Source organism: Methylobacterium phyllostachyos (assembly GCF_900103445.1).
In the GTDB taxonomy this organism is placed as follows: domain Bacteria; phylum Pseudomonadota; class Alphaproteobacteria; order Rhizobiales; family Beijerinckiaceae; genus Methylobacterium; species Methylobacterium phyllostachyos.
Genome location: NZ_FNHS01000021.1, coordinates 62,280 through 81,298 on the forward strand (window position 1 = coordinate 62,280; position 19,019 = coordinate 81,298).

The 19,019-nt window shown below is 67.1% G+C and carries 13 protein-coding genes and 1 tRNA gene; all 14 read right to left on the reverse strand.

Annotated features, from left to right (window positions below; all coding sequences use genetic code 11):
- Positions 1-42: 42 nt before the first annotated feature.
- Positions 43-630, reverse strand: a complete 588-nt coding sequence (locus BLQ49_RS25635) for a hypothetical protein (protein WP_091721586.1) — start codon at positions 628-630, stop codon at positions 43-45.
- Positions 631-842: 212 nt separating this feature from the next.
- Positions 843-1,940: a cell wall hydrolase gene (locus BLQ49_RS25640; RefSeq protein WP_091721606.1), complete on the reverse strand. Its 1,098-nt coding sequence runs from the start codon at positions 1,938-1,940 to the stop codon at positions 843-845.
- A gap of 414 nt (positions 1,941-2,354) precedes the next feature.
- Positions 2,355-6,563 (reverse strand): DNA-directed RNA polymerase subunit beta', encoded by a 4,209-nt coding sequence (gene rpoC / locus BLQ49_RS25645; RefSeq protein ID WP_091721588.1) that lies wholly within the window; start codon positions 6,561-6,563, stop codon positions 2,355-2,357.
- Between the two features lie 175 nt (positions 6,564-6,738).
- Positions 6,739-10,863 carry a DNA-directed RNA polymerase subunit beta gene (gene rpoB / locus BLQ49_RS25650; protein WP_091721589.1) on the reverse strand — a complete coding sequence of 1,375 codons (4,125 nt, stop codon included), beginning with the start codon at positions 10,861-10,863 and terminating at the stop codon, positions 6,739-6,741.
- Positions 10,864-11,109: 246 nt separating this feature from the next.
- Entirely contained in the window at positions 11,110-11,487 is a 378-nt protein-coding gene (gene rplL, locus BLQ49_RS25655) for a 50S ribosomal protein L7/L12 (protein ID WP_007566046.1), read from the reverse strand.
- 48 nt (positions 11,488-11,535) lie between these two features.
- On the reverse strand, positions 11,536-12,054 hold the full coding sequence (rplJ, locus tag BLQ49_RS25660) for a 50S ribosomal protein L10 (RefSeq protein ID WP_091721592.1): 519 nt from the start codon (positions 12,052-12,054) through the stop codon (positions 11,536-11,538).
- Positions 12,055-12,581: 527 nt separating this feature from the next.
- A complete protein-coding gene (locus BLQ49_RS25665; protein WP_091721593.1) occupies positions 12,582-14,225 on the reverse strand; it encodes a B12-binding domain-containing radical SAM protein in 1,644 nt (547 codons plus the stop codon).
- A 134-nt stretch (positions 14,226-14,359) separates the two neighbouring features.
- Positions 14,360-15,058, reverse strand: coding sequence for a 50S ribosomal protein L1 (gene rplA / locus BLQ49_RS25670; protein WP_091721595.1), 699 nt, complete (start codon positions 15,056-15,058; stop codon positions 14,360-14,362).
- Positions 15,059-15,069: 11 nt separating this feature from the next.
- Entirely contained in the window at positions 15,070-15,519 is a 450-nt protein-coding gene (gene rplK, locus BLQ49_RS25675; protein ID WP_043348285.1) for a 50S ribosomal protein L11, read from the reverse strand.
- Positions 15,520-15,737: 218 nt separating this feature from the next.
- Positions 15,738-16,271 carry a transcription termination/antitermination protein NusG gene (gene nusG, locus BLQ49_RS25680; protein ID WP_091721608.1) on the reverse strand — a complete coding sequence of 178 codons (534 nt, stop codon included), beginning with the start codon at positions 16,269-16,271 and terminating at the stop codon, positions 15,738-15,740.
- Between the two features lie 58 nt (positions 16,272-16,329).
- Positions 16,330-16,626, reverse strand: a complete 297-nt coding sequence (gene secE / locus BLQ49_RS25685; RefSeq protein WP_091721597.1) for a preprotein translocase subunit SecE — start codon at positions 16,624-16,626, stop codon at positions 16,330-16,332.
- Between the two features lie 181 nt (positions 16,627-16,807).
- A tRNA-Trp gene (locus tag BLQ49_RS25690) sits at positions 16,808-16,884 on the reverse strand.
- A gap of 179 nt (positions 16,885-17,063) precedes the next feature.
- Entirely contained in the window at positions 17,064-17,834 is a 771-nt protein-coding gene (locus tag BLQ49_RS25695) for a DUF1444 domain-containing protein (RefSeq protein WP_143012321.1), read from the reverse strand.
- 278 nt (positions 17,835-18,112) lie between these two features.
- A partial coding sequence (gene tuf, locus BLQ49_RS25700; protein ID WP_091721611.1) for an elongation factor Tu occupies positions 18,113-19,019 on the reverse strand: 907 nt, incomplete at its 5' end.

A 19,019-nucleotide genomic window follows, 5' to 3' on the forward strand; every position in this document is an offset into this window, starting at 1 on the left:
GGTGTCGCCGGGACGTCCGGAATCAAGCCGACGGGGACGGGATCAATACCCTTCGTACGGGCTGCCGTAGCTGAAGCCGAGGGCGACGCCGAGATCCGAGGAGCTGGCGCCGGTCATGCCGACCGCATCCGGGATCGAGCCGATCAGCGGGCCGCCATAGGAAGCGGGGGCGTAGCCACCGCCATAGCCGCCGCCGACCGGAACCCAGCCGGCCCGCGCGGGCGCCACGCGGACGCGCCGGCTCACGCTGGCATATTCCGGCGGGATCGTCTCAGGAATCGCCTGCGCGGGGCGGACCACCACGGTCCGGGTGCGCACGGCGAAGCGCGGTGGGGTGGTGACCCAGCAGCCGATCAGCTCGCCGCCGGGGCCGCGGCTCGTCTGCCAGAAGCGGCCGCCCGGCGAGACCATCACGCGCTCGGACACGGTGTCATAGACGGGCGGGACGGAGCGGTAGACGGTGCGCGACGGACGCACCAGCACGGTCTCCTGCACCGTGTCGTAGACCGGCGGCACGACCACATGGCGGTAGCATTCGCTGCCATAACAGCCGCCGGCCTGGGCAGGGGCGGCAAGGAGCAGGCCTCCCAGGGCGGCGAGGACGAGGGTGCTGGCGACCGGCGCGGTCATGGAAATCCTCTGGTACGCAATACGGCGGATCGGGCCGCGCATGCGGCACCCGTCTCGACGTACCAGAGGCCAGACTCGTTGCCCGGCGCGCAAGCATTATCGGGAACGAAGGTAAAATTAACCCTTGGTTTCGACTGCTTAGGCGTCGCCTACCTAGGTAGAATTGCTCCGATCTTCATCAGAATCTCTTATCGCTTCTGGACCGCCGCCCGTCAGGTCTGGCCGGCCTTGAGCTGGTAGAAGATGTGCCGGCCGATCACGTCCATCTTGCGCAGGCGCCGCGCCCAGCCCGGCCGCACGTAGTCGGCGTGGTAGTGGGTCGCTGCGCCGACCTCGGCGAGATAGGTCCGGCCCTCGATCACCGAGCGGGCGATGCGGGTCGCCGTCTCCCAGGCACCGGCATCGGTGATGCGCAGCGACTTGCCCTCACAGGCGAAGGAGAACTGGCAGCCCATGTAGTGGTGCCGGTTCTGGTAGACGACGCCGCAGACGCTCGCCGGATAGAGGCCGCTCTTCACGCGGTTCAGCACCACCTGGGCGACGGCGGCCTGCCCCGCCTCGGGCTCGCTGCGGGCCTCGAAATAGACCGCCTCCGACAGGCAGCGCTGCTCCTTGTCGAGGGATTCCGGATCGATCAGGTCGGCGTAGCGCCGCCGGGCATCCTCGGGAACCGGCTGGGCGCTGTCCGGGCGCTCGGTGCGGATCGCGAAATCGGGCAGCGCGAGGCTCGCGGCCGCCACCTCGACCGGGATCGCGTCCGCGGGCGCCGGGGTGGTGGACGACAGGGCGACGGCGCGGGGCACCGGCGGGGTCGAGCCATCGAAGCGGGCGGGGTCGCCATCCTCGGTGAGGTCGGCGGTGCCCTCGCCCGTGGAGGCGGCGCTGCCGGAGCCCGTGGTCAGGCCGAGATCGGGGACGGGCAGGAACGTGGCTTCCGGCTCGGATTCTGGGTCCCAGACGGCGGAGCCCTGGGTGAGCACGCCGGTGACGCTGCCGGTGACGTCACCGAACACCAGGTTGGCGCCGGTCTCGCGGAGGTTCACGGCGTGGCGGGCGAAGCTCTCGGCCGGCGGCCGGGCCGGGTTTCCCTTGCCGGCCCGCTCCACGAGGGGGAACACATGCGCGCCGGCCTTGAACACCGCCCGGGGCGGTTCGTCGCCCAGGCGGCGCAGGGCCGAGCCGATCAGCAGCGTGCCGGGCGGCAGGGGCGGGACGGTGTCGGCATCGATCAGGCCGAGCCGGCTCGACCCGATGGCGTTCTCCGTGCCGGCATCGGCGGTGAACGACACCAGCAGGCCGAGGCCGACCATCCAGGGCGTCATCGCGGCCGAGAGCCAGCGCAGGCTCGATTCTCGTCGTCCTCGTCTCGTACCCACGACGCCCGACCCGTACTCACGCACCCGAACCGACCCCAGCCTCCCCGTTTCCAGGGTGTTTCTGCGGCCGTGCGGGATTTATCGCCCGGTATGGTTTCGCCGCCGTTAAGGGCGGATCGCTGCGCGTGTCTCGATACGGTCTCGGGTTGAACGCTGCAGTCGAGGCTGCCCGCTCCGTCATCCCAGGCGGAGCGAAGTGACCCGGGGTATCGGCATATCAGGAAGCGTGGCGCCGCCCTGGATTGCTTCGCTGTGCTCGTGAAGACGGCAGCGTGGATAAAAGGCATGCCCCAAAAGAAAAGGGCGGCCCGAAAGCCGCCCTCTCTCATCTTAGTCCTGCCGATCGCCTCACTCGGCGGCGGGCGGAAGCTCCTCGACCGGGATCGCGCCGCTCTCGGCCTGCTTCTGCTGCAGGATCATCGCGTCGCGGCGGCGGGCGATGGCGCGGATATCCGCCACCATCGAGCCCGTACCGGCCGGGATGAGCGAGCCGACGATCACGTTCTCCTTCAGGCCTTCCAGGGTGTCGACCTTGCCGTTGACCGCCGCCTCGGTGAGGACGCGGGTGGTCTCCTGGAACGAGGCCGCCGAGATGAACGACTTCGTCTGCAGCGACGCCTTGGTGATGCCGAGCAGGACCGGAACGCCCTGGATCGGCTTCTTGCCCTCGGCGAGCAGCTTCTCGTTGAAGTCGGTCAGCTCCGTGCGATCGATCTGGTCACCCGAGAGGATGTCCGAGTCGCCGCCGTCAGTCACTTCGACCTTTTGCAGCATCTGACGGACGATCACCTCGATGTGCTTGTCGTTGATCGACACGCCCTGCAGCCGGTAGACCTCCTGGATCTCGTTGACGAGGTAGGCCGCGAGTTCCTCCACGCCCTTGATCGCCAGGATGTCGTGCGGCGCCGGGTTTCCGTCGACGATGTAATCGCCGAGTTCGACCACGTCCCCGTCCTGCAGGTGGATGTGCTTGCCCTTCGGGATCAGGTACTCGACCGCCTCCGAGCCGTCATGCGGCGTCAGCGTGAGCCGACGCTTGTTCTTGTAGTCACGGCCGAACGCAATCGTCCCGGACTTCTCCGCGATGATCGCCGCGTCCTTCGGGCGCCGTGCCTCGAACAGCTCCGCCACCCGCGGCAGACCGCCGGTGATGTCGCGGGTCTTGGCCGAGTCGGTCGAGACGCGGGCGAGGATGTCGCCGGCATTGACCTTCGCGCCTGGATCGAAGCCGATGATGGCGTCGACCGGCAGGAAGTAGCGGGCGTCCGAGCCGCGGGGCAGCTTGAGCGCCTTGCCGTCCTTGTCGACCACGACCATCGCGGGCTTCAGGTCCGAGGTCCGGGCCGAGCCGCGCCAATCGACGACGACGCGCTTGGCGATGCCGGTCGACTCGTCGGTGGTCTCGGTCATGGACTGGCCGTCGACCAGATCCTCGTAGGCCACGATGCCGTCGACTTCGGTGAGGATCGGACGGGTGTAGGGATCCCACTCGGCGATCCGCTGTCCGCGCTTGATCTTGTCACCCTCGTCGACCCGGAGCTTGGCGCCGTATTGCAGGCGGTGGACCGCCCGCTCGACCCCGTCCGACCCGACGATCACCACCGCCACGTTGCGGCCGGTGGCGATCAGATCGCCATCGGAGTTCTTGGCGATCGCGCGGTTGCGGATCTTGATCGTGCCTTCGAAGCTCGACTCGATGAACGACGAGTCGGCGATCTGGGCCGCACCGCCGATGTGGAAGGTGCGCATCGTGAGCTGCGTGCCCGGCTCGCCGATCGACTGCGCCGCGATGACGCCGACCGCCTCGCCCATGTTGACAGGCGTGCCGCGGGCGAGGTCGCGCCCGTAGCAGGTGGCGCAGACGCCGCTCTTGGTGGCGCAGACCAGCACCGAGCGGATCTTCACCTCCTGGATGCCGGCGGCGTTGATCGCCGGCAGGTGACGCTCCTCGATGGTCTCGCCCGTCTTGACGATCACCGTGCCGTCCGCGGCCACGAGATCCTCGGCCGTGGCGCGGCCCAGGATACGGGTGGCGAGCGTCGCCACGACCTGGCCGGCATCCACGATGGCGCGCATCTTGATGCCGTTGGTCGTTCCGCAATCCACCTCGCGGATGACGGCGTCCTGCGCCACGTCGACCAGACGGCGGGTCAGGTAGCCGGAGTTGGCGGTCTTCAGGGCGGTGTCGGCCAAGCCCTTACGGGCACCGTGCGTGGAGTTGAAGTACTCCAGAACGTCCAGGCCTTCCTTGAAGTTCGAGATGATCGGCGTCTCGATGATCTCGCCCGACGGCTTGGCCATGAGGCCGCGCATCGCCGCGAGCTGCTTCATCTGGGCAGGCGAGCCACGGGCACCCGAGTGGCTCATCATGTAAATCGAGTTGACCTGCTTGTCGGCCCCGTGCTCGTCCTTCTGGACGGCCGAGATCCGGCCCATCATCTCGGCGGCCAGCTTGTCCGAGCACTTCGCCCAGGCATCGACCACCTTGTTGTACTTCTCGCCCTGGGTGATCAGGCCGTCGTTGTACTGCTGCTCGTAATCCTTCACGAGCGCGCGGGTCGTGTCGACGATCGACCACTTGTTCTCCGGCACGACCATGTCGTCCTTGCCGAACGAGATGCCGGCCTTGAACGCGTGGTTGAAGCCGAGCGCCATGATCCGATCACAGAAGATCACCGACTCCTTCTGACCGCAGTGGCGGTAGACGGTGTCGATCATCGCCGAGATCTCCTTCTTGGTCATCAGCTTGTTGACGACGTCGAAGGGCACCTTGGCGTGCTTCGGCAGGGCACCGGACAGGATCACCCGGCCCGGGGTGGTCTCGTAGGTCTTGGTCAACTCGTTGCCGTCCGGGCCGATGCCGGTCCAGCGCCACTTGATCTTGGTGTGCAGCGAGACGGCCTTGGCGGCCAGCGCGTGCTCCAGTTCGCCCATGTCGCCGTAGACGCCCTGCATCGGGTTCTTGGCGTTGTCGGCCTTGTACTCGCCCGGCGCGCCCTCGGCCACGATCGACAGGTAGTAGAGGCCGAGCACGATATCCTGCGACGGCACGATGATCGGCTGACCGTTGGCCGGGTGCAGGATGTTGTTGGTCGACATCATGAGGACGCGCGCTTCCAGCTGCGCCTCGAGCGACAGCGGGACGTGCACGGCCATCTGGTCGCCGTCGAAGTCGGCGTTGAACGCGGCGCAGACCAGCGGGTGCAGCTGAATCGCCTTGCCCTCGATCAGCTTCGGCTCGAACGCCTGGATGCCGAGGCGGTGCAGCGTCGGCGCGCGGTTCAGCATCACCGGGTGCTCGCGGATCACCTCATCGAGGATATCCCAAACCTCCGGCTTCTCCTTCTCGACCAGCTTCTTGGCCTGCTTGACGGTGGCCGAGAAACCCTTGGCATCGAGGCGCGCGTAGATGAACGGCTTGAACAGCTCCAAAGCCATCTTCTTGGGCAGGCCGCACTGGTGCAGCTTCAGCTCCGGGCCGACCACGATGACGGAACGGCCCGAATAGTCGACACGCTTGCCGAGCAGGTTCTGGCGGAACCGGCCCTGCTTGCCCTTCAGCATGTCGGCGAGCGACTTCAGCGGGCGCTTGTTGGCGCCCGTGATGACGCGGCCGCGGCGGCCGTTGTCGAACAGGGCGTCGACTGCCTCCTGCAGCATCCGCTTCTCGTTGCGGATGATGATGTCGGGCGCGCGCAGCTCGATCAGCCGCTTCAGGCGGTTGTTGCGGTTGATGACGCGGCGGTACAGGTCGTTGAGGTCGGAGGTCGCGAAGCGGCCGCCATCCAGCGGGACCAGCGGGCGCAGGTCCGGCGGGATCACCGGCACGACCGTCAGGATCATCCACTCGGGCTTGTTGCCCGATTGCTGGAACGCCTCGATGATCTTGAGCCGCTTCAGGAGCTTCTTGGGCTTCAACTCCGAGGTGGTGACGGCGATCTCCTCGCGCAGATCGTTGGCGATCTTGTCGAGGTCGAGCTCCTGCAGGATGCGCCGGATGGCCTCGGCGCCGATCATGGCGGTGAAGCTATCCTCGCCGTACTCCTCCTGGGCGCGCAGGTACTCCTCCTCCGTCAGAAGCTGACGCTCCTTGAGGGGGGTGAGGCCCGGCTCGATGACGCAGTACGACTCGAAGTACAGGATTCGCTCAAGGTCCTTGAGCGCCATGTCGAGCAGCAGGCCGATGCGGCTCGGCAGCGACTTCAGGAACCAGATGTGCGCGACGGGGGCGGCCAGCTCGATGTGGCCCATGCGGTCGCGCCGGACGCGCGCGAGGGTGACCTCGACGCCGCACTTCTCACAAATGACGCCCTTGTACTTCATGCGCTTGTACTTGCCGCACAAGCACTCGTAGTCCTTGATCGGCCCGAAGATGCGCGCGCAGAACAGGCCGTCGCGCTCGGGCTTGAAGGTCCGGTAGTTGATGGTCTCGGGCTTCTTGATCTCGCCGTATGACCAGGAGAGGATCTTCTCCGGGGACGAGATCGAGATCTTGATCTGATCGAAGCTGACCGGCGTGGCCTGCTGGTTGAAAAGGTTCATGACCTCTTGGTTCATGATCCGCTCCCTGTTGACGCCGGCAGCCCCGCGCCGGGCCACCGCGTCCTGAAAACAATCCGGCGCCGCGCCCCGCACGGGCGCTGCTCACCGTCGTCGAACCGCGAAGGCCCCTCCCCTCCCCGCTCGACCGTGGCGGCAGAGATCCGCCGCCACGGGAGGTTTTTGCGACTTCTTACTCGGCCGCGTCGGCCGGCGGCTCCAGCTGGTCGTTCGCGGCCTTCTTGGAGGACGTCAGCTCGACGTTGAGGCCGAGCGAGCGCATCTCCTTGACGAGCACGTTGAACGACTCGGGGATGCCGGCCTCGAACGTGTCGTCGCCGCGGACGATCGCCTCGTAGACCTTGGTGCGGCCGGCCACGTCGTCCGACTTCACCGTGAGCATCTCCTGCAGCGTGTAGGCTGCGCCGTAGGCCTCCAGCGCCCAGACCTCCATCTCGCCGAAGCGCTGACCGCCGAACTGCGCCTTGCCGCCCAGCGGCTGCTGGGTGACGAGCGAGTACGGGCCGATCGACCGGGCGTGGATCTTGTCGTCCACGAGGTGGTGCAGCTTCAGCATGTAGATGTAGCCCATCGTCACCTTGCGGTCGAAGGGCTCGCCGGTGCGCCCGTCATAGAGCGTCGACTGCGCCGAGCGGTCGAGACCGGCCATCTCCAGCATCTGCTCGATGTCGGCCTCCTTGGCGCCGTTGAACACCGGAGTGGCCATCGGCACGCCGCGGCGGACGTTGTTGCCGGCCTCGGCCAGCTCCTCGTCCGACAGGCCCTCCAGCTCGCTCGGGGAGTAGATCGCCTTCATCTCCTCCCGCAGCGGCGTGATGTCCTGCGTCTTCAGATAGGCATCCACCGCCTTCGACACCTTGCGACCCAGGCCCGCAGCCGCCCAGCCCAGGTGCGTCTCCAGGATCTGGCCGACATTCATGCGCGAGGGCACGCCCAGCGGGTTGAGCACGATGTCGGCATGCGTCCCGTCCTCCAGGAACGGCATGTCCTCGATCGGCACAATCCGCGACACGACGCCCTTGTTGCCGTGACGGCCGGCCATCTTGTCGCCCGGCTGGATCTTGCGCTTCACCGCCACGAAGACCTTGACCATCTTCATGACGCCGGGGGGCAGCTCGTCGCCGCGCTGCAGCTTCTCGACCTTGTCGAGGAAGCGCTGCTCAAGGCGCTTCTTCGACTCGTCGTACTGCTTCTGCATCGCCTCCATCTCGGTCATGAGACGGTCGTCGATGACGGCGAACTGCCACCATTGCGAGCGCGGGTAGTCGTTGATCAGCTCGCGGGTGAGCGTGGTGTCCTTCTTGAAGCCCTTCGGGCCGGCCACCGGCGCCTGACCGATCAGCACATCCGCCAGACGGGCGTAGGTGTTGCGGTCGAGGATCGCCTGCTCGTCGTCGCGGTCCTTAGCGAGCCGCTCGATCTCCTCGCGCTCGATCGCCTGGGCGCGCTCGTCCTTGTCGACGCCGTGGCGGTTGAACACCCGGACCTCGACGATCGTCCCGGTGACGCCCGGCGGCACCCGAAGGGAGGTGTCGCGCACGTCCGAGGCCTTCTCGCCGAAGATGGCGCGGAGCAGCTTCTCCTCCGGCGTCATCGGGCTCTCGCCCTTCGGGGTGATCTTGCCGACGAGGATGTCGCCCGCATTCACCTCGGCACCGATATAGACGATGCCGGCCTCATCGAGGTTCTTGAGTGCTTCTTCCGAAACGTTCGGGATGTCGCGGGTGATTTCCTCCGGCCCGAGCTTGGTGTCGCGGGCCATCACCTCGAACTCCTCGATATGGATCGAGGTGAACACGTCATCCTTCACGATCCGCTCGGAGAGCAGGATCGAGTCCTCGAAGTTGTAGCCGTTCCACGGCATGAACGCGACGAGCACGTTCCGGCCGAGCGCCAGCTCGCCGAACTCGGTCGAGGGACCGTCGGCGATGATCTCGCCCTTCTTTACGAACTCGCCGACGCGGACCAGCGGCTTCTGCGTGATGCAGGTTGACTGGTTGGAGCGCTGGAACTTCTGCAGGCGGTAGATGTCGACGCCGGGCTTGTTGGCATCGGCCTCTTCCGTGGCGCGGATAACGATACGGGTGGCGTCCACCTGATCGATGATGCCGGCGCGGCGGGCCGCGATGGCGGCGCCGGAATCCCGGGCGACCACCGCCTCCATGCCGGTGCCCACGAATGGGGCGTCGGCGCGGACGAGCGGCACCGCCTGGCGCTGCATGTTCGAGCCCATGAGCGCGCGGTTGGCGTCGTCGTTCTCGAGGAACGGGATCAGCGCCGCGGCGACCGAGACGAGCTGCTTGGGCGAGACGTCCATGAGATCGACGCGCTCAGGACCCACCACGATCACGTCGCCGGCCCGGCGGCAGACCACGAGGTCCTCCGTCAGCTTCTTGTTCTCGTCCATCTGGGCGTTGGCCTGGGCCACGTAGTACTTCGCCTCCTCCATGGCCGAGAGGTAGGCGACCTCGTCAGTGACCACGCCGTCGCGCACGCGCCGGAACGGGGTCTCGATGAAGCCGTACTTGTTCACCCGCGCGAAGGTGGCGAGCGAGTTGATCAGGCCGATGTTCGGGCCTTCCGGCGTCTCGATCGGGCAGATGCGACCGTAGTGGGTCGGGTGCACGTCGCGCACCTCGAAGCCGGCGCGCTCACGGGTCAGACCGCCCGGGCCAAGCGCCGAGAGGCGGCGCTTGTGCGTCACCTCGGAGAGCGGGTTGGTCTGATCCATGAACTGCGACAGCTGCGACGAGCCGAAGAACTCGCGCACGGCCGCGGCCGCGGGCTTCGCGTTGATCAGGTCCTGCGGCATGACCGTGTCGATATCGACCTGGCTCATGCGCTCACGGATGGCGCGCTCCATGCGCAGGAGGCCCAGGCGGTACTGGTTCTCCATGAGCTCGCCCACCGAGCGGACGCGGCGGTTGCCGAGGTGGTCGATGTCGTCGACCTCACCCTTGCCGTCGCGCAGCTCCACGAGCGCCTTGACCACAGCCAGCATGTCCTCCTTGCGGAGCGTGCGGACCGTGTCGGCGGCGTCGAGATCGAGACGCATGTTCATCTTCACGCGGCCGACCGCCGAGAGGTCGTAGCGCTCGGAATCGAAGAACAGCGAGTGGAACATCGCCTCGGCGGTATCGAGGGTCGGCGGCTCGCCCGGGCGCATGACCCGGTAGATGTCGAACAGCGCACCCTCGCGGCCGGAATTCTTGTCCACCGCCAGCGTGTTGCGGATGTAGGGACCGACATTGACGTGGTCGATGTCGAGCACCGGCAGCTCGGTGATGCCGACATCCTCCAGGCTCTTGAGGAGCTTCTCGGAGATCTCCTCGCCGGCCTCGGCCCAGATCTCACCGGTCTGGGCGTTGACCAGATCCTCGGCGATGTACTGGCCGACGAGATCCTCGTCGGTCGCCTTGAGGAACTTGGTGCCCTTCTCGGTGATCTGACGGGCGTTGCGGGCGTTGAGCTTCTTGCCGGCCTCGAGCACGACCTCGCCGGAATCGGCGTCGATCAGGTCGACGGTGGCCTTCATGCCCTTCATGCGCTCGGCATCGAACGGCACGCGCCATTCGGCGCCGTCCCGGTCGTACACGACCTTGTTGTAGAAGGTCGACAGGATCTCCTCACCGTCGAGGCCGAGCGCGTAGAGCAGCGACGTCGCCGGCAGCTTGCGCTTCCGGTCGATGCGGACGTGCACGATGTCCTTGGCGTCGAACTCGACGTCGAGCCAGGAGCCCCGGTACGGGATGATGCGGGCGGCGAACAGGAGCTTGCCCGAGGAGTGGGTCTTGCCCTTGTCGTGGTCGAAGAACACGCCCGGCGAGCGGTGCATCTGCGAGACGATGACGCGCTCGGTGCCGTTGACGATGAAGGTGCCGTTCTCCGTCATCAGGGGCATGTCGCCCATGTAGACGTCCTGCTCCTTGATGTCCTTGACCGACTTGGCCTGGGTGTCGGGATCGACATCGAACACGATCAGGCGGAGCGTCACCTTCAGCGGCGCCGCGAAGGTGATGCCGCGCTGGCGGCACTCGTCGACGTCGTACTTCGGCGCCTCGAAGGTGTAGCGCACGAATTCCAGCAGCGCCGTGGCGGCGAAGTCGGAGATCGGGAACACCGACTTGAACACGCTCTGCAGCCCCTCGTCGCCGCGCCCGCCCTCGGGCTCGTCGACCATAAGGAACTGGTCGTAGGACGCCTTCTGAACCTCGATGAGGTTCGGCATCTCGGCAACTTCCTTGATCTTGCCGAAGAACTTCCGAATGCGCTTGCGACCGACCAGCGTGTTGGCCATGTGACCTCGCTCCTACCCGCGTGCCTCGCGCCCGGGGAAGCGTTCCCGCGAAGGGACCTCCCGCACCGGGCCGTGACGCGCGCCCCGCCGAGCCGCGCCACCGAACCGAATCTCGTTCTGGGTCCCTTTCGGGACCATCCGCCGAAGCGGCCTAAAGCCCGCGGGTGCTGACCCGCGGGCTCCAGTCACGACAGGCTCGCGAAGAGCCTCCGTGGGGTGATGGGCCGGGACCGGCCCATCGGCGACTTACTTGAGCTCGACCTTGGCGCCAGCCTTCTCGAGCTGGGCCTTGAGCTTCTCGGCCTCGTCCTTGGCAACGCCTTCCTTGACCGGCTTCGGCGCGCCCTCGACGAGGTCCTTGGCTTCCTTGAGGCCGAGGCCGGTGATCGCGCGGACCTCCTTGATGACCTCGATCTTCTTGTCGCCGGCGGCGGCGAGGACGACCGTGAACTCGGTCTGCTCCTCGACGGCGGCAGCTGCGCCACCGGCGGCCGGACCAGCGGCGACGGCGACGGCGGCAGCGGCCGAGACGCCCCACTTCTCTTCGAGCATCTTGGCCAGGTCAGCGGCCTCGAGCACGGTCAGCGAGGACAGGTCGTCGACGAGCTTGGCGAGATCAGCCATGGTGAATTCCTTTCAATATCGGTTCGAACGGATGGTTTTTGAAGGGCCTCAGGCGGCCTCGTCCTTCTTGGCATAGGCCCCGAACACGCGGGCGAGCTTGGCCGCCGGCGCGTTGACGACCTGGGCGATCTTGGTCGCGGGCGCCTGGATGAGGCCCACGAGCTTGCCGCGCAGTTCGTCGAGGGACGGAAGCGAGGCCAGAGCCTTCACGCCGTCCGGGTTCAGGGCGGTCTTCCCCATCGCGCCGCCGAGGATCACGAGCTTGTCGTTAGCCTTGGCGAAATCCACCGCGACCTTGGCGGCTGCGACCGGATCGCCGGAATAGGCGAGCAGGGTCGGGCCCTTCAGGAGCGGCTTGATGGAGGAGACGTCCGTGCCATCGAGTGCGATGCCGGCGAGGCTGTTCTTGGCGACCTTCACGGTGGCGCCGGCCTGCTTCATCTGCGTGCGCAGCTTCTGCATGTCGGCGACCGTGAGGCCCTTGTAGTGGGCCACGACGACGACGGCGCTCTGATTGAACACGCCGTTGAGCGTCGAGACGAGATCAGCTTTTGCTGTCCGGTCCACTGGGCTCTCTCCGGTTGGCGGAACCCGGTTTCGGGTCCGCCGGTTGCACATGCCGCCCGGACGTGATCTCGGCCGTAAGACCGGGAACGTCCGAACGACGCTTCGCGGCCCTGTCCCCGCGCGTACCCTTGCGGGCCGCCTCGGGCGAGTTGGTTCAAACCGACAACCCCTCCGCGGCGCGCGCCGCAGCGAGGCATTTTCGAATTCGGTCTTCCCCGTCTGTGCAGGCTGGCGGATTAAGCCGGCGAACCAGCACCTGCAGTCTCGGACAGGACATGGCCGGACAAGGCTCCGCGGGGATTTTCACCCCTGGGATCCGTCCGGCCAGTGCCACCCGGTTGCCCGGGCGACATTTCGAGCGGAAACCGGCCGATTGGCCGTTCTCCTTCCGTGAGGATGAAATGCGTGAGGCGCGGTGTATAGAGCCTAGCAAGGCGCCTGCCAAGACCCGAAGCGCGACTTTTCCGCCGCAGGCAAGGGCTTCCTGAGGAGCCCTGCCGCGATTGCATCGCTCTTCGAGCGCCGTGCTACGCCGCCTCGCGCTCCGGAACCAGCTTGCGCCGGGCCGCCTCCCACCAGCTCCGGTCGCGGGCTTCCTTCGCCTCGGCGGCCTTGGCGGCGTAGAACGAGGCATTGTGCTCGCCGCGCAGGGCCTCGCGTGTGAAGCGGATCAGATGGTGGGCCACGAAGCCCATGTTGAACACCGCCTCGATCTGCCCGCGCTTCAGCGCGTAGCCCGCCGCGCTCCAGAACGGCTTGCGGTAGTCGGAAAAGATCCCGACCCGCGTGATGATGTTGAAGCCGAGGATCAGGCCGCGGCGCAGGTTGGTGAAGGTCAGCTTTCCGGCGGTCGGCGTGGTGATGCGGTTCGGGTAGGTCACCGCGCACTGGTGCTTGAACCGCTCGAAGATCTTGTCCGGATCGTAGGCGTGCGCGATCGCCCGGCGCCAGCTGCTGACCACCGTGTCGTGCGGGCGCTTGAACAGCACGTTCGACTCGAGACTGGCATCGTGCAGGAGCCGCCCCTCGCGTTCCAGCCTGTCCCAGAGCGGCGTCTTGGGCAGGGCCTGGAGCAGGTTGATGGTCAGGACCGGGATCGCCGAGCGGTCGATGAAGTCGATCAGATTCTGCTCGGATTTGTCGGTGTCGGAATCGAGCCCCAGGATGATGCCGGAGGTCACCTCCAGCCCGTAGGAATTCAGCGTCTCAATCGCCTCGTACATCGGCACGGCGGCGTTGTGGGTCTTGTCGATGCCCTTCAGCGCCTCGGCCTCCGGGGTCTCGATCCCGACGAACACCGTCATGAAATTCGCCTGCCGCATCAGCTCGAGGATCTCGGGCTGCTTGGCCATGTTCAGCGTCGCCTCGCAGGCGAACTGGAGCGGGTAGTTGTTCTTCTTCTGCCATTCCACGAGGTGCGGCAGCATCTCGCGGGTCGCCTTGCGGTTGCCGATGAAATTGTCGTCCACGAAGTAGACCACCGCCGGATGGCCCGGCTGGCTGATGATGGCGTCGAGTTCGGCGCACATCTGCTCGGGGCTCTTCAGGCGGGGCTGTCGGCCGTAGAGCTGCGGGATGTCGCAGAACTCGCAGCGATAGGGGCAGCCCGAGGAAAATTGCAGCGAGCCGATCAGGTAGCGCTTGAGGGGCGCCGCCTCGTAGGCCGGGGCTGGGAAGTCGGCGAGCGCCAGTCGGTCCTTGGTTTCCAGCACCATCTGGGCGGGCGGGGGCGTCAGGTCGGCGTCGAGGCGCGCGACGAGCTGGTCGGTGGCGTCGCCGATCTCGCCGATATGAAGGTAATCGAAGTCGCCGTACTTCTCCGGCGCGCCCGAGACCGAGGGACCGCCCAGCACCGTGACCTTGCCGGCGGCGTGCGCCCGGTCGCGGATATCGTGGATCTGCGCCTCTTGGATGTGCATGCCCGAGACGAACACCGCATCGGCCCAGGCGAAGTCAGCGGGGCCCGCGCGGCGGATATTCTCATCGATGAACCGGCATTCCCACGCCTCCGGCATGTAGGCTGCGATCAGCAGCAGCCCCTGCGGCGGCATGAACGCCTTCACCCCGCCCATCAGCGGATAGGCGTGTGAGAACGTCCCGAAGGACGGCGTGTAGGCGGGGAAGACGCACAGGATGCGTCGCTTGGAGGAGACCGTCAGGGTGCATCGCATGGCGGTGTATCTAGCACAGCCGTGCGGCTTGGCGCCCCCCCTCCGTGGTTGAGAATGGCGTGAGGGACGCACGAACGGAAAACGCCCGGCCGTTTCCGGCCGGGCGCTCCGCAGCGTGAACGCTGTGCCGTGCCTCAGGCGGTCAGAACCGTGTTCGGCTCGACCTTCACGCCCGGGCCCATCGTCGAGGTGACGGCGATGCGCTGGACGTAGGTGCCCTTGGCGCCCGTGGGCTTCGCCTTGGCCACTGCGTCCGCGAAGGCCTTGATGTTCTCGACGAGCTTGTCGGCATCGAACGAGACCTTGCCGACGCCGGCATGGACGATGCCGGCCTTCTCGACGCGGAACTCCACCGAGCCGCCCTTGGCGCCGGCCACCGCACCCTTCACGTCCATCGTCACCGTGCCGACCTTCGGGTTCGGCATCAGGCCGCGCGGGCCCAGCACCTTACCGAGACGGCCGACCAGCGGCATCATGTCCGGGGTCGCGATGCAGCGATCAAACTCGATCTTGCCGCTCTGCACGATCTCCAGGAGGTCCTCAGCGCCGACGATGTCGGCACCGGCCGCCTTGGCGTCGTCCGCCTTGGCGCCGCGGGCGAAGACCGCGACCCGAACCGTGCGGCCGGAGCCGTTCGGCAGGTTGCAGACGCCGCGGACCATCTGGTCGGCGTGGCGGGGATCGACGCCGAGGTTCATGGAGACCTCAACGGTCTCGTCGAACTTCGCGGTCGCCCGCTCCTTCACCAGCTTGATCGCCTCGTCGAGGGGATAGAGCTTGGTGACCTCGATGCCCTCGCGGGCGGCGCGGATGCGCTTGCCTTCCTTAGCCATGCTGTCCTCCCTCAGGCCGTCACTTCGAGGCCCATGGCCCGGGCGGAGCCGCGGATCATGGCAACAGCCGACTCGATCGAGTCGCAGTTGAGGTCGGGCATCTTCTTCTCGGCGATCTCGCGCAGCTGCGCCTCGGAGATCTTGCCGACGGTCGGGCCCTTGCCGGGGGTCTTGGAGCCGGAGGCCGGCTTCTTGCCGAGCTTCAGGCCGACAGCCTTCTTCAGGAAGAAGGTGACCGGGGGCTGCTTCATCTCGAAGGTGAAGGAGCGGTCCTGATACGCGGTGATGATCACCGGGATCGGGGTGCCCTTCTCCATCTGCGCGGTCTTCGCGTTGAAGGCCTTGCAGAATTCCATGATGTTGAGGCCGCGCTGACCGAGCGCGGGGCCGATCGGCGGCGACGGGTTCGCCGCGCCGGCCGGGACCTGAAGCTTCACGTAACCCGTGATCTTCTTCGCCATGGGACTGCTCCCAATGAGAATCCGCCCCCACGCGGCCTGAAGCGCGGCGGGTCGGACGGTTGCAGATCGCGGTGCGATCCGGCGATCCCGGAGGCGAGGCCGGGCGGATCTCCCGCGGATGGTGCCGCATCCTCGAACGGGATGCCGCGGCTTCGCGGCCGCCGCTCAGCGTCGGCCGGGAAAAACGGGCAGCTCAGGGGCTGCCGAAATCAGGAGGCTCAGGCCTTCTCGACCTGGGCGTATTCGAGCTCCACCGGGGTGGCGCGGCCGAAGATCGACACGGCCACCTTGAGACGGGAGCGTGCCTCGTCGATTTCCTCGACGGTGCCGTTGAAGCTGGCGAACGGGCCGTCGGCGACCCGGACGGTCTCGCCGATCTCAAACGAGACAGAAGGCTTCGGCCGGTCGACGCCCTCGGCGACCTGCCCCTTGATCCGCTCGGCCTCGGCGTCGGGGATCGGCACCGGCTTCGACTTGTCGGCGCCCAGGAAGCCCGTGACCTTCGGGGTGTTCTTGATGAGGTGGTAGACCTCGTCGGTCAGGTCGCACTTCACCAGCACGTAGCCGGGGAAGAACTTGCGCTCGGCATCGACCTTCCGGCCGCGGCGCACCTCCACGACCTTCTCGATCGGGACCATCACCTCGTCGAACAGCTCGGTCAGCCCGCGCTGGGCCGCCTGGTCCTTGATGGACTGCGCGACCTTATTCTCGAAGTTCGAGTAGGCGTGGACGATGTACCAGCGCTTCGACACGGTTCCGTTCAACTCCGAATACGTCTGCGAGGTCTCCCTCGTCCGATGGCGCCCGGCTTCAGAGGCCCAGGATCAGGCCGACCACGAAGCGCAGGGCCTGATCCACCACCGTGAAGAACAGGCTCGTCACCACCACCATCACGAACACCATGATGGTGGTGATCGTGGTCTCCCGGCGGGACGGCCACGTGACCTTGCGGGCCTCGTCGCGGACCTGGGCGAAGAACTCGCCCGGCGTGGCGCGCTTCTGCGTCGCCCGGGCCGAGGTCGCTGGCCGAGCCGGCGGCGGGTTCGCAGGGCCGCGGGCCGCGCCGCGCACCAGGTCCACCTTCTTGGTCGCTTCGTTCGATGCCATGGCGCCAGTGTCTGTGCGTGTTCGGCCCCGGGCAGAGACCGCTCCGGGAACACGAAATGACGGCGCCGAGGACCCGGATGGGCCCGCACCGACGGTCGCTTCAGATCTCGGATTGCGCCCGCTCTAGCGCAACTCCGCGGCCTTGTCGACCGGGCCGCCGCGCGGGATCGGGCAGGATGTCTGGCAGGAGTGGAGGGACTCGAACCCGCAACCTCCGGTTTTGGAGACCGGCGCTCTGACCAGTTGAGCTACACTCCTAGCGCGTTGCCCAATGCCTCATCGCGGCCCGGCTTGCAAGGGGTTCGGCGGCATGGGCGGGGTCGCCGAACCGAAAATCGCAGCCTCGATCCAATCCGGATTGGAGTGCGTGTGACCCGCGAAGGCGCGAGACCTCAGTTCCACCGCCGCGACGGCCGAGACCGATCGGCCGCCGCGCCTCACCGGCCGTGATCCGCCCGTTCCATCGTATTCAGCGGCCGGACTTGGCGGCCGTCGAAGCGGAACAGTTCATCGCTGCGGCCGTACGGGCCTTCGCGCATATAACGCGTGGCCTCCGCGGCCAAGTCGCGCCGGGCGGGGCTGTCGGACGGCCAGGCGAGGAGCAGATTGCGTGTCGGTCCGGCCAGCGTGATGCTGTCTGCCTTAAGGGCGCGCCGGATCTCGTCGAGGTAGGACGGCACGAGCAGCCGCGCGATGGCGAAATCGTCGCCGGGATTGGCCATGGCGAACAGGGGCGCGCCGTCCCCGAGCACCAACTGAAACGGCGCATCCCGCGAGGTCCCCGCCAGGTTCGCGACGGCCGTCGTCTCCACCAACGCGGGATCGACCTGCCAGCCCGCGAGCATCTCGTGGGTCACGTACTGATAGCGATTCGGCTCATCAAGCACGTAGACCACGTGCAGCGTCTCGGAGAACCGACGATGCGCGAGCATCTTGTATTGCTGAAGGATCTCGTCCGGCACGAGTTGCGGGCGCAGGCGCGGCCGGATCACCGCGAAGTCGCCCGTGTCCGGCGCGGGGGCGGCCTTCGCGAAAGCGACGGCGAGGAACTCCTCCACCTCCCGACGGCGTTCGGCTTCGGAGAGGCCGTCGACGCGCCGATACAGGTTGGTGAGATCGAGCGTCTTCGTGCCGACGCTGAGCTGCGCCGGATCCGCTTCCAGGAGAACCGTGGACCCTGGCCGGATGCCCTGGATCAGCGCCGCCACTTCCGCGCGGAAACGCCCGTCGGTCAACGCATCGCCCCAGGCCGCGCCGGTCAGGACCGCTGCTCCCACGCAGATCAGGGCAACGAAACACCCGGCCCGGAGAATGGAACCAACCGACATCCGAGTCTCCCCCAAGACCAGGCGGAGACAGGACAAAGCAACGCCGGCGCTCCGTCAAGACGAAGGCCGGCGCGATTCACATCGATCCAAGTCGATGCCCACCGGCGAGACGGCGGGATGCTCGTGACCCGGCGCGTGGTGCGCCGGGCCTTTCTGGCTCAGTCGTTGATGGCAGCGACGACGCCGGCACCCACCGTGCGGCCGCCCTCGCGGATGGCGAAGCGCAGCTTCTCCTCCATCGCCACCGGCACGATCAGCGCCACGTCCATCGTCACGCTGTCGCCCGGCATCACCATCTCGGTGCCCTCCGGCAGCGTGCAGATCCCGGTCACGTCCGTCGTGCGGAAGTAGAACTGCGGCCGGTAGTTCGTGAAGAACGGCGTGTGGCGGCCGCCCTCTTCCTTCGTCAGGATGTAGGCCTCGGCCTTGAACTTCGAGTGCGGCTTCACCGAACCCGGCTTGCACACGACCTGGCCGCGCTCCACGTCCTCGCGCTTCGTGCCGCGCAGCAGCACGCCCACGTTGTCGCCCGCCTGACCCTGGTCGAGCAGCTTGCGGAACATCTCGACGCCGGTCACCGTCGTGGTCTGCGTGTCGCGGATGCCGACGATCTCGACCGTCTCACCCACCTTCACGATCCCGCGCTCGACGCGGCCCGTCACCACCGTGCCGCGGCCCGAGATCGAGAACACGTCCTCGATCGGCATCAGGAACGGCAGGTCGATCGGGCGCTCCGGCTGCGGGATGTAGGCGTCCACCGTCTCCATCAGCTTCAGCACGGCGTCCTTGCCGATCTTCGGCTCCTTGTCCTCCAGCGCCATCAGCGCCGAGCCCTTGGTGATCGGGATGTCGTCGCCGGGGAAGTCGTACTTCGACAGGAGCTCGCGCACCTCCAGCTCGACCAGCTCGAGCAGCTCCTCGTCGTCGACCATGTCGACCTTGTTGAGGAACACCACCAGCGCCGGCACGCCGACCTGACGCGCCAGCAGGATGTGCTCGCGGGTCTGCGGCATCGGGCCGTCGGCCGCCGACACCACCAGGATCGCGCCGTCCATCTGCGCCGCG

Coding starts and splice junctions, on each gene's coding strand:
- BLQ49_RS25635 (WP_091721586.1), bottom strand. CDS start 630: ATGACCGCGCCGGTCGCCAGCACCCTCGTCCTCGCCGCCCTGGGAGGC.
- BLQ49_RS25640 (WP_091721606.1), bottom strand. CDS start 1,940: ATGGTCGGCCTCGGCCTGCTGGTGTCGTTCACCGCCGATGCCGGCACG.
- rpoC (WP_091721588.1), bottom strand. CDS start 6,563: ATGAACCAAGAGGTCATGAACCTTTTCAACCAGCAGGCCACGCCGGTC.
- rpoB (WP_091721589.1), bottom strand. CDS start 10,863: ATGGCCAACACGCTGGTCGGTCGCAAGCGCATTCGGAAGTTCTTCGGC.
- rplL (WP_007566046.1), bottom strand. CDS start 11,487: ATGGCTGATCTCGCCAAGCTCGTCGACGACCTGTCCTCGCTGACCGTG.
- BLQ49_RS25665 (WP_091721593.1), bottom strand. CDS start 14,225: ATGCGATGCACCCTGACGGTCTCCTCCAAGCGACGCATCCTGTGCGTC.
- rplA (WP_091721595.1), bottom strand. CDS start 15,058: ATGGCTAAGGAAGGCAAGCGCATCCGCGCCGCCCGCGAGGGCATCGAG.
- rplK (WP_043348285.1), bottom strand. CDS start 15,519: ATGGCGAAGAAGATCACGGGTTACGTGAAGCTTCAGGTCCCGGCCGGC.
- secE (WP_091721597.1), bottom strand. CDS start 16,626: ATGGCATCGAACGAAGCGACCAAGAAGGTGGACCTGGTGCGCGGCGCG.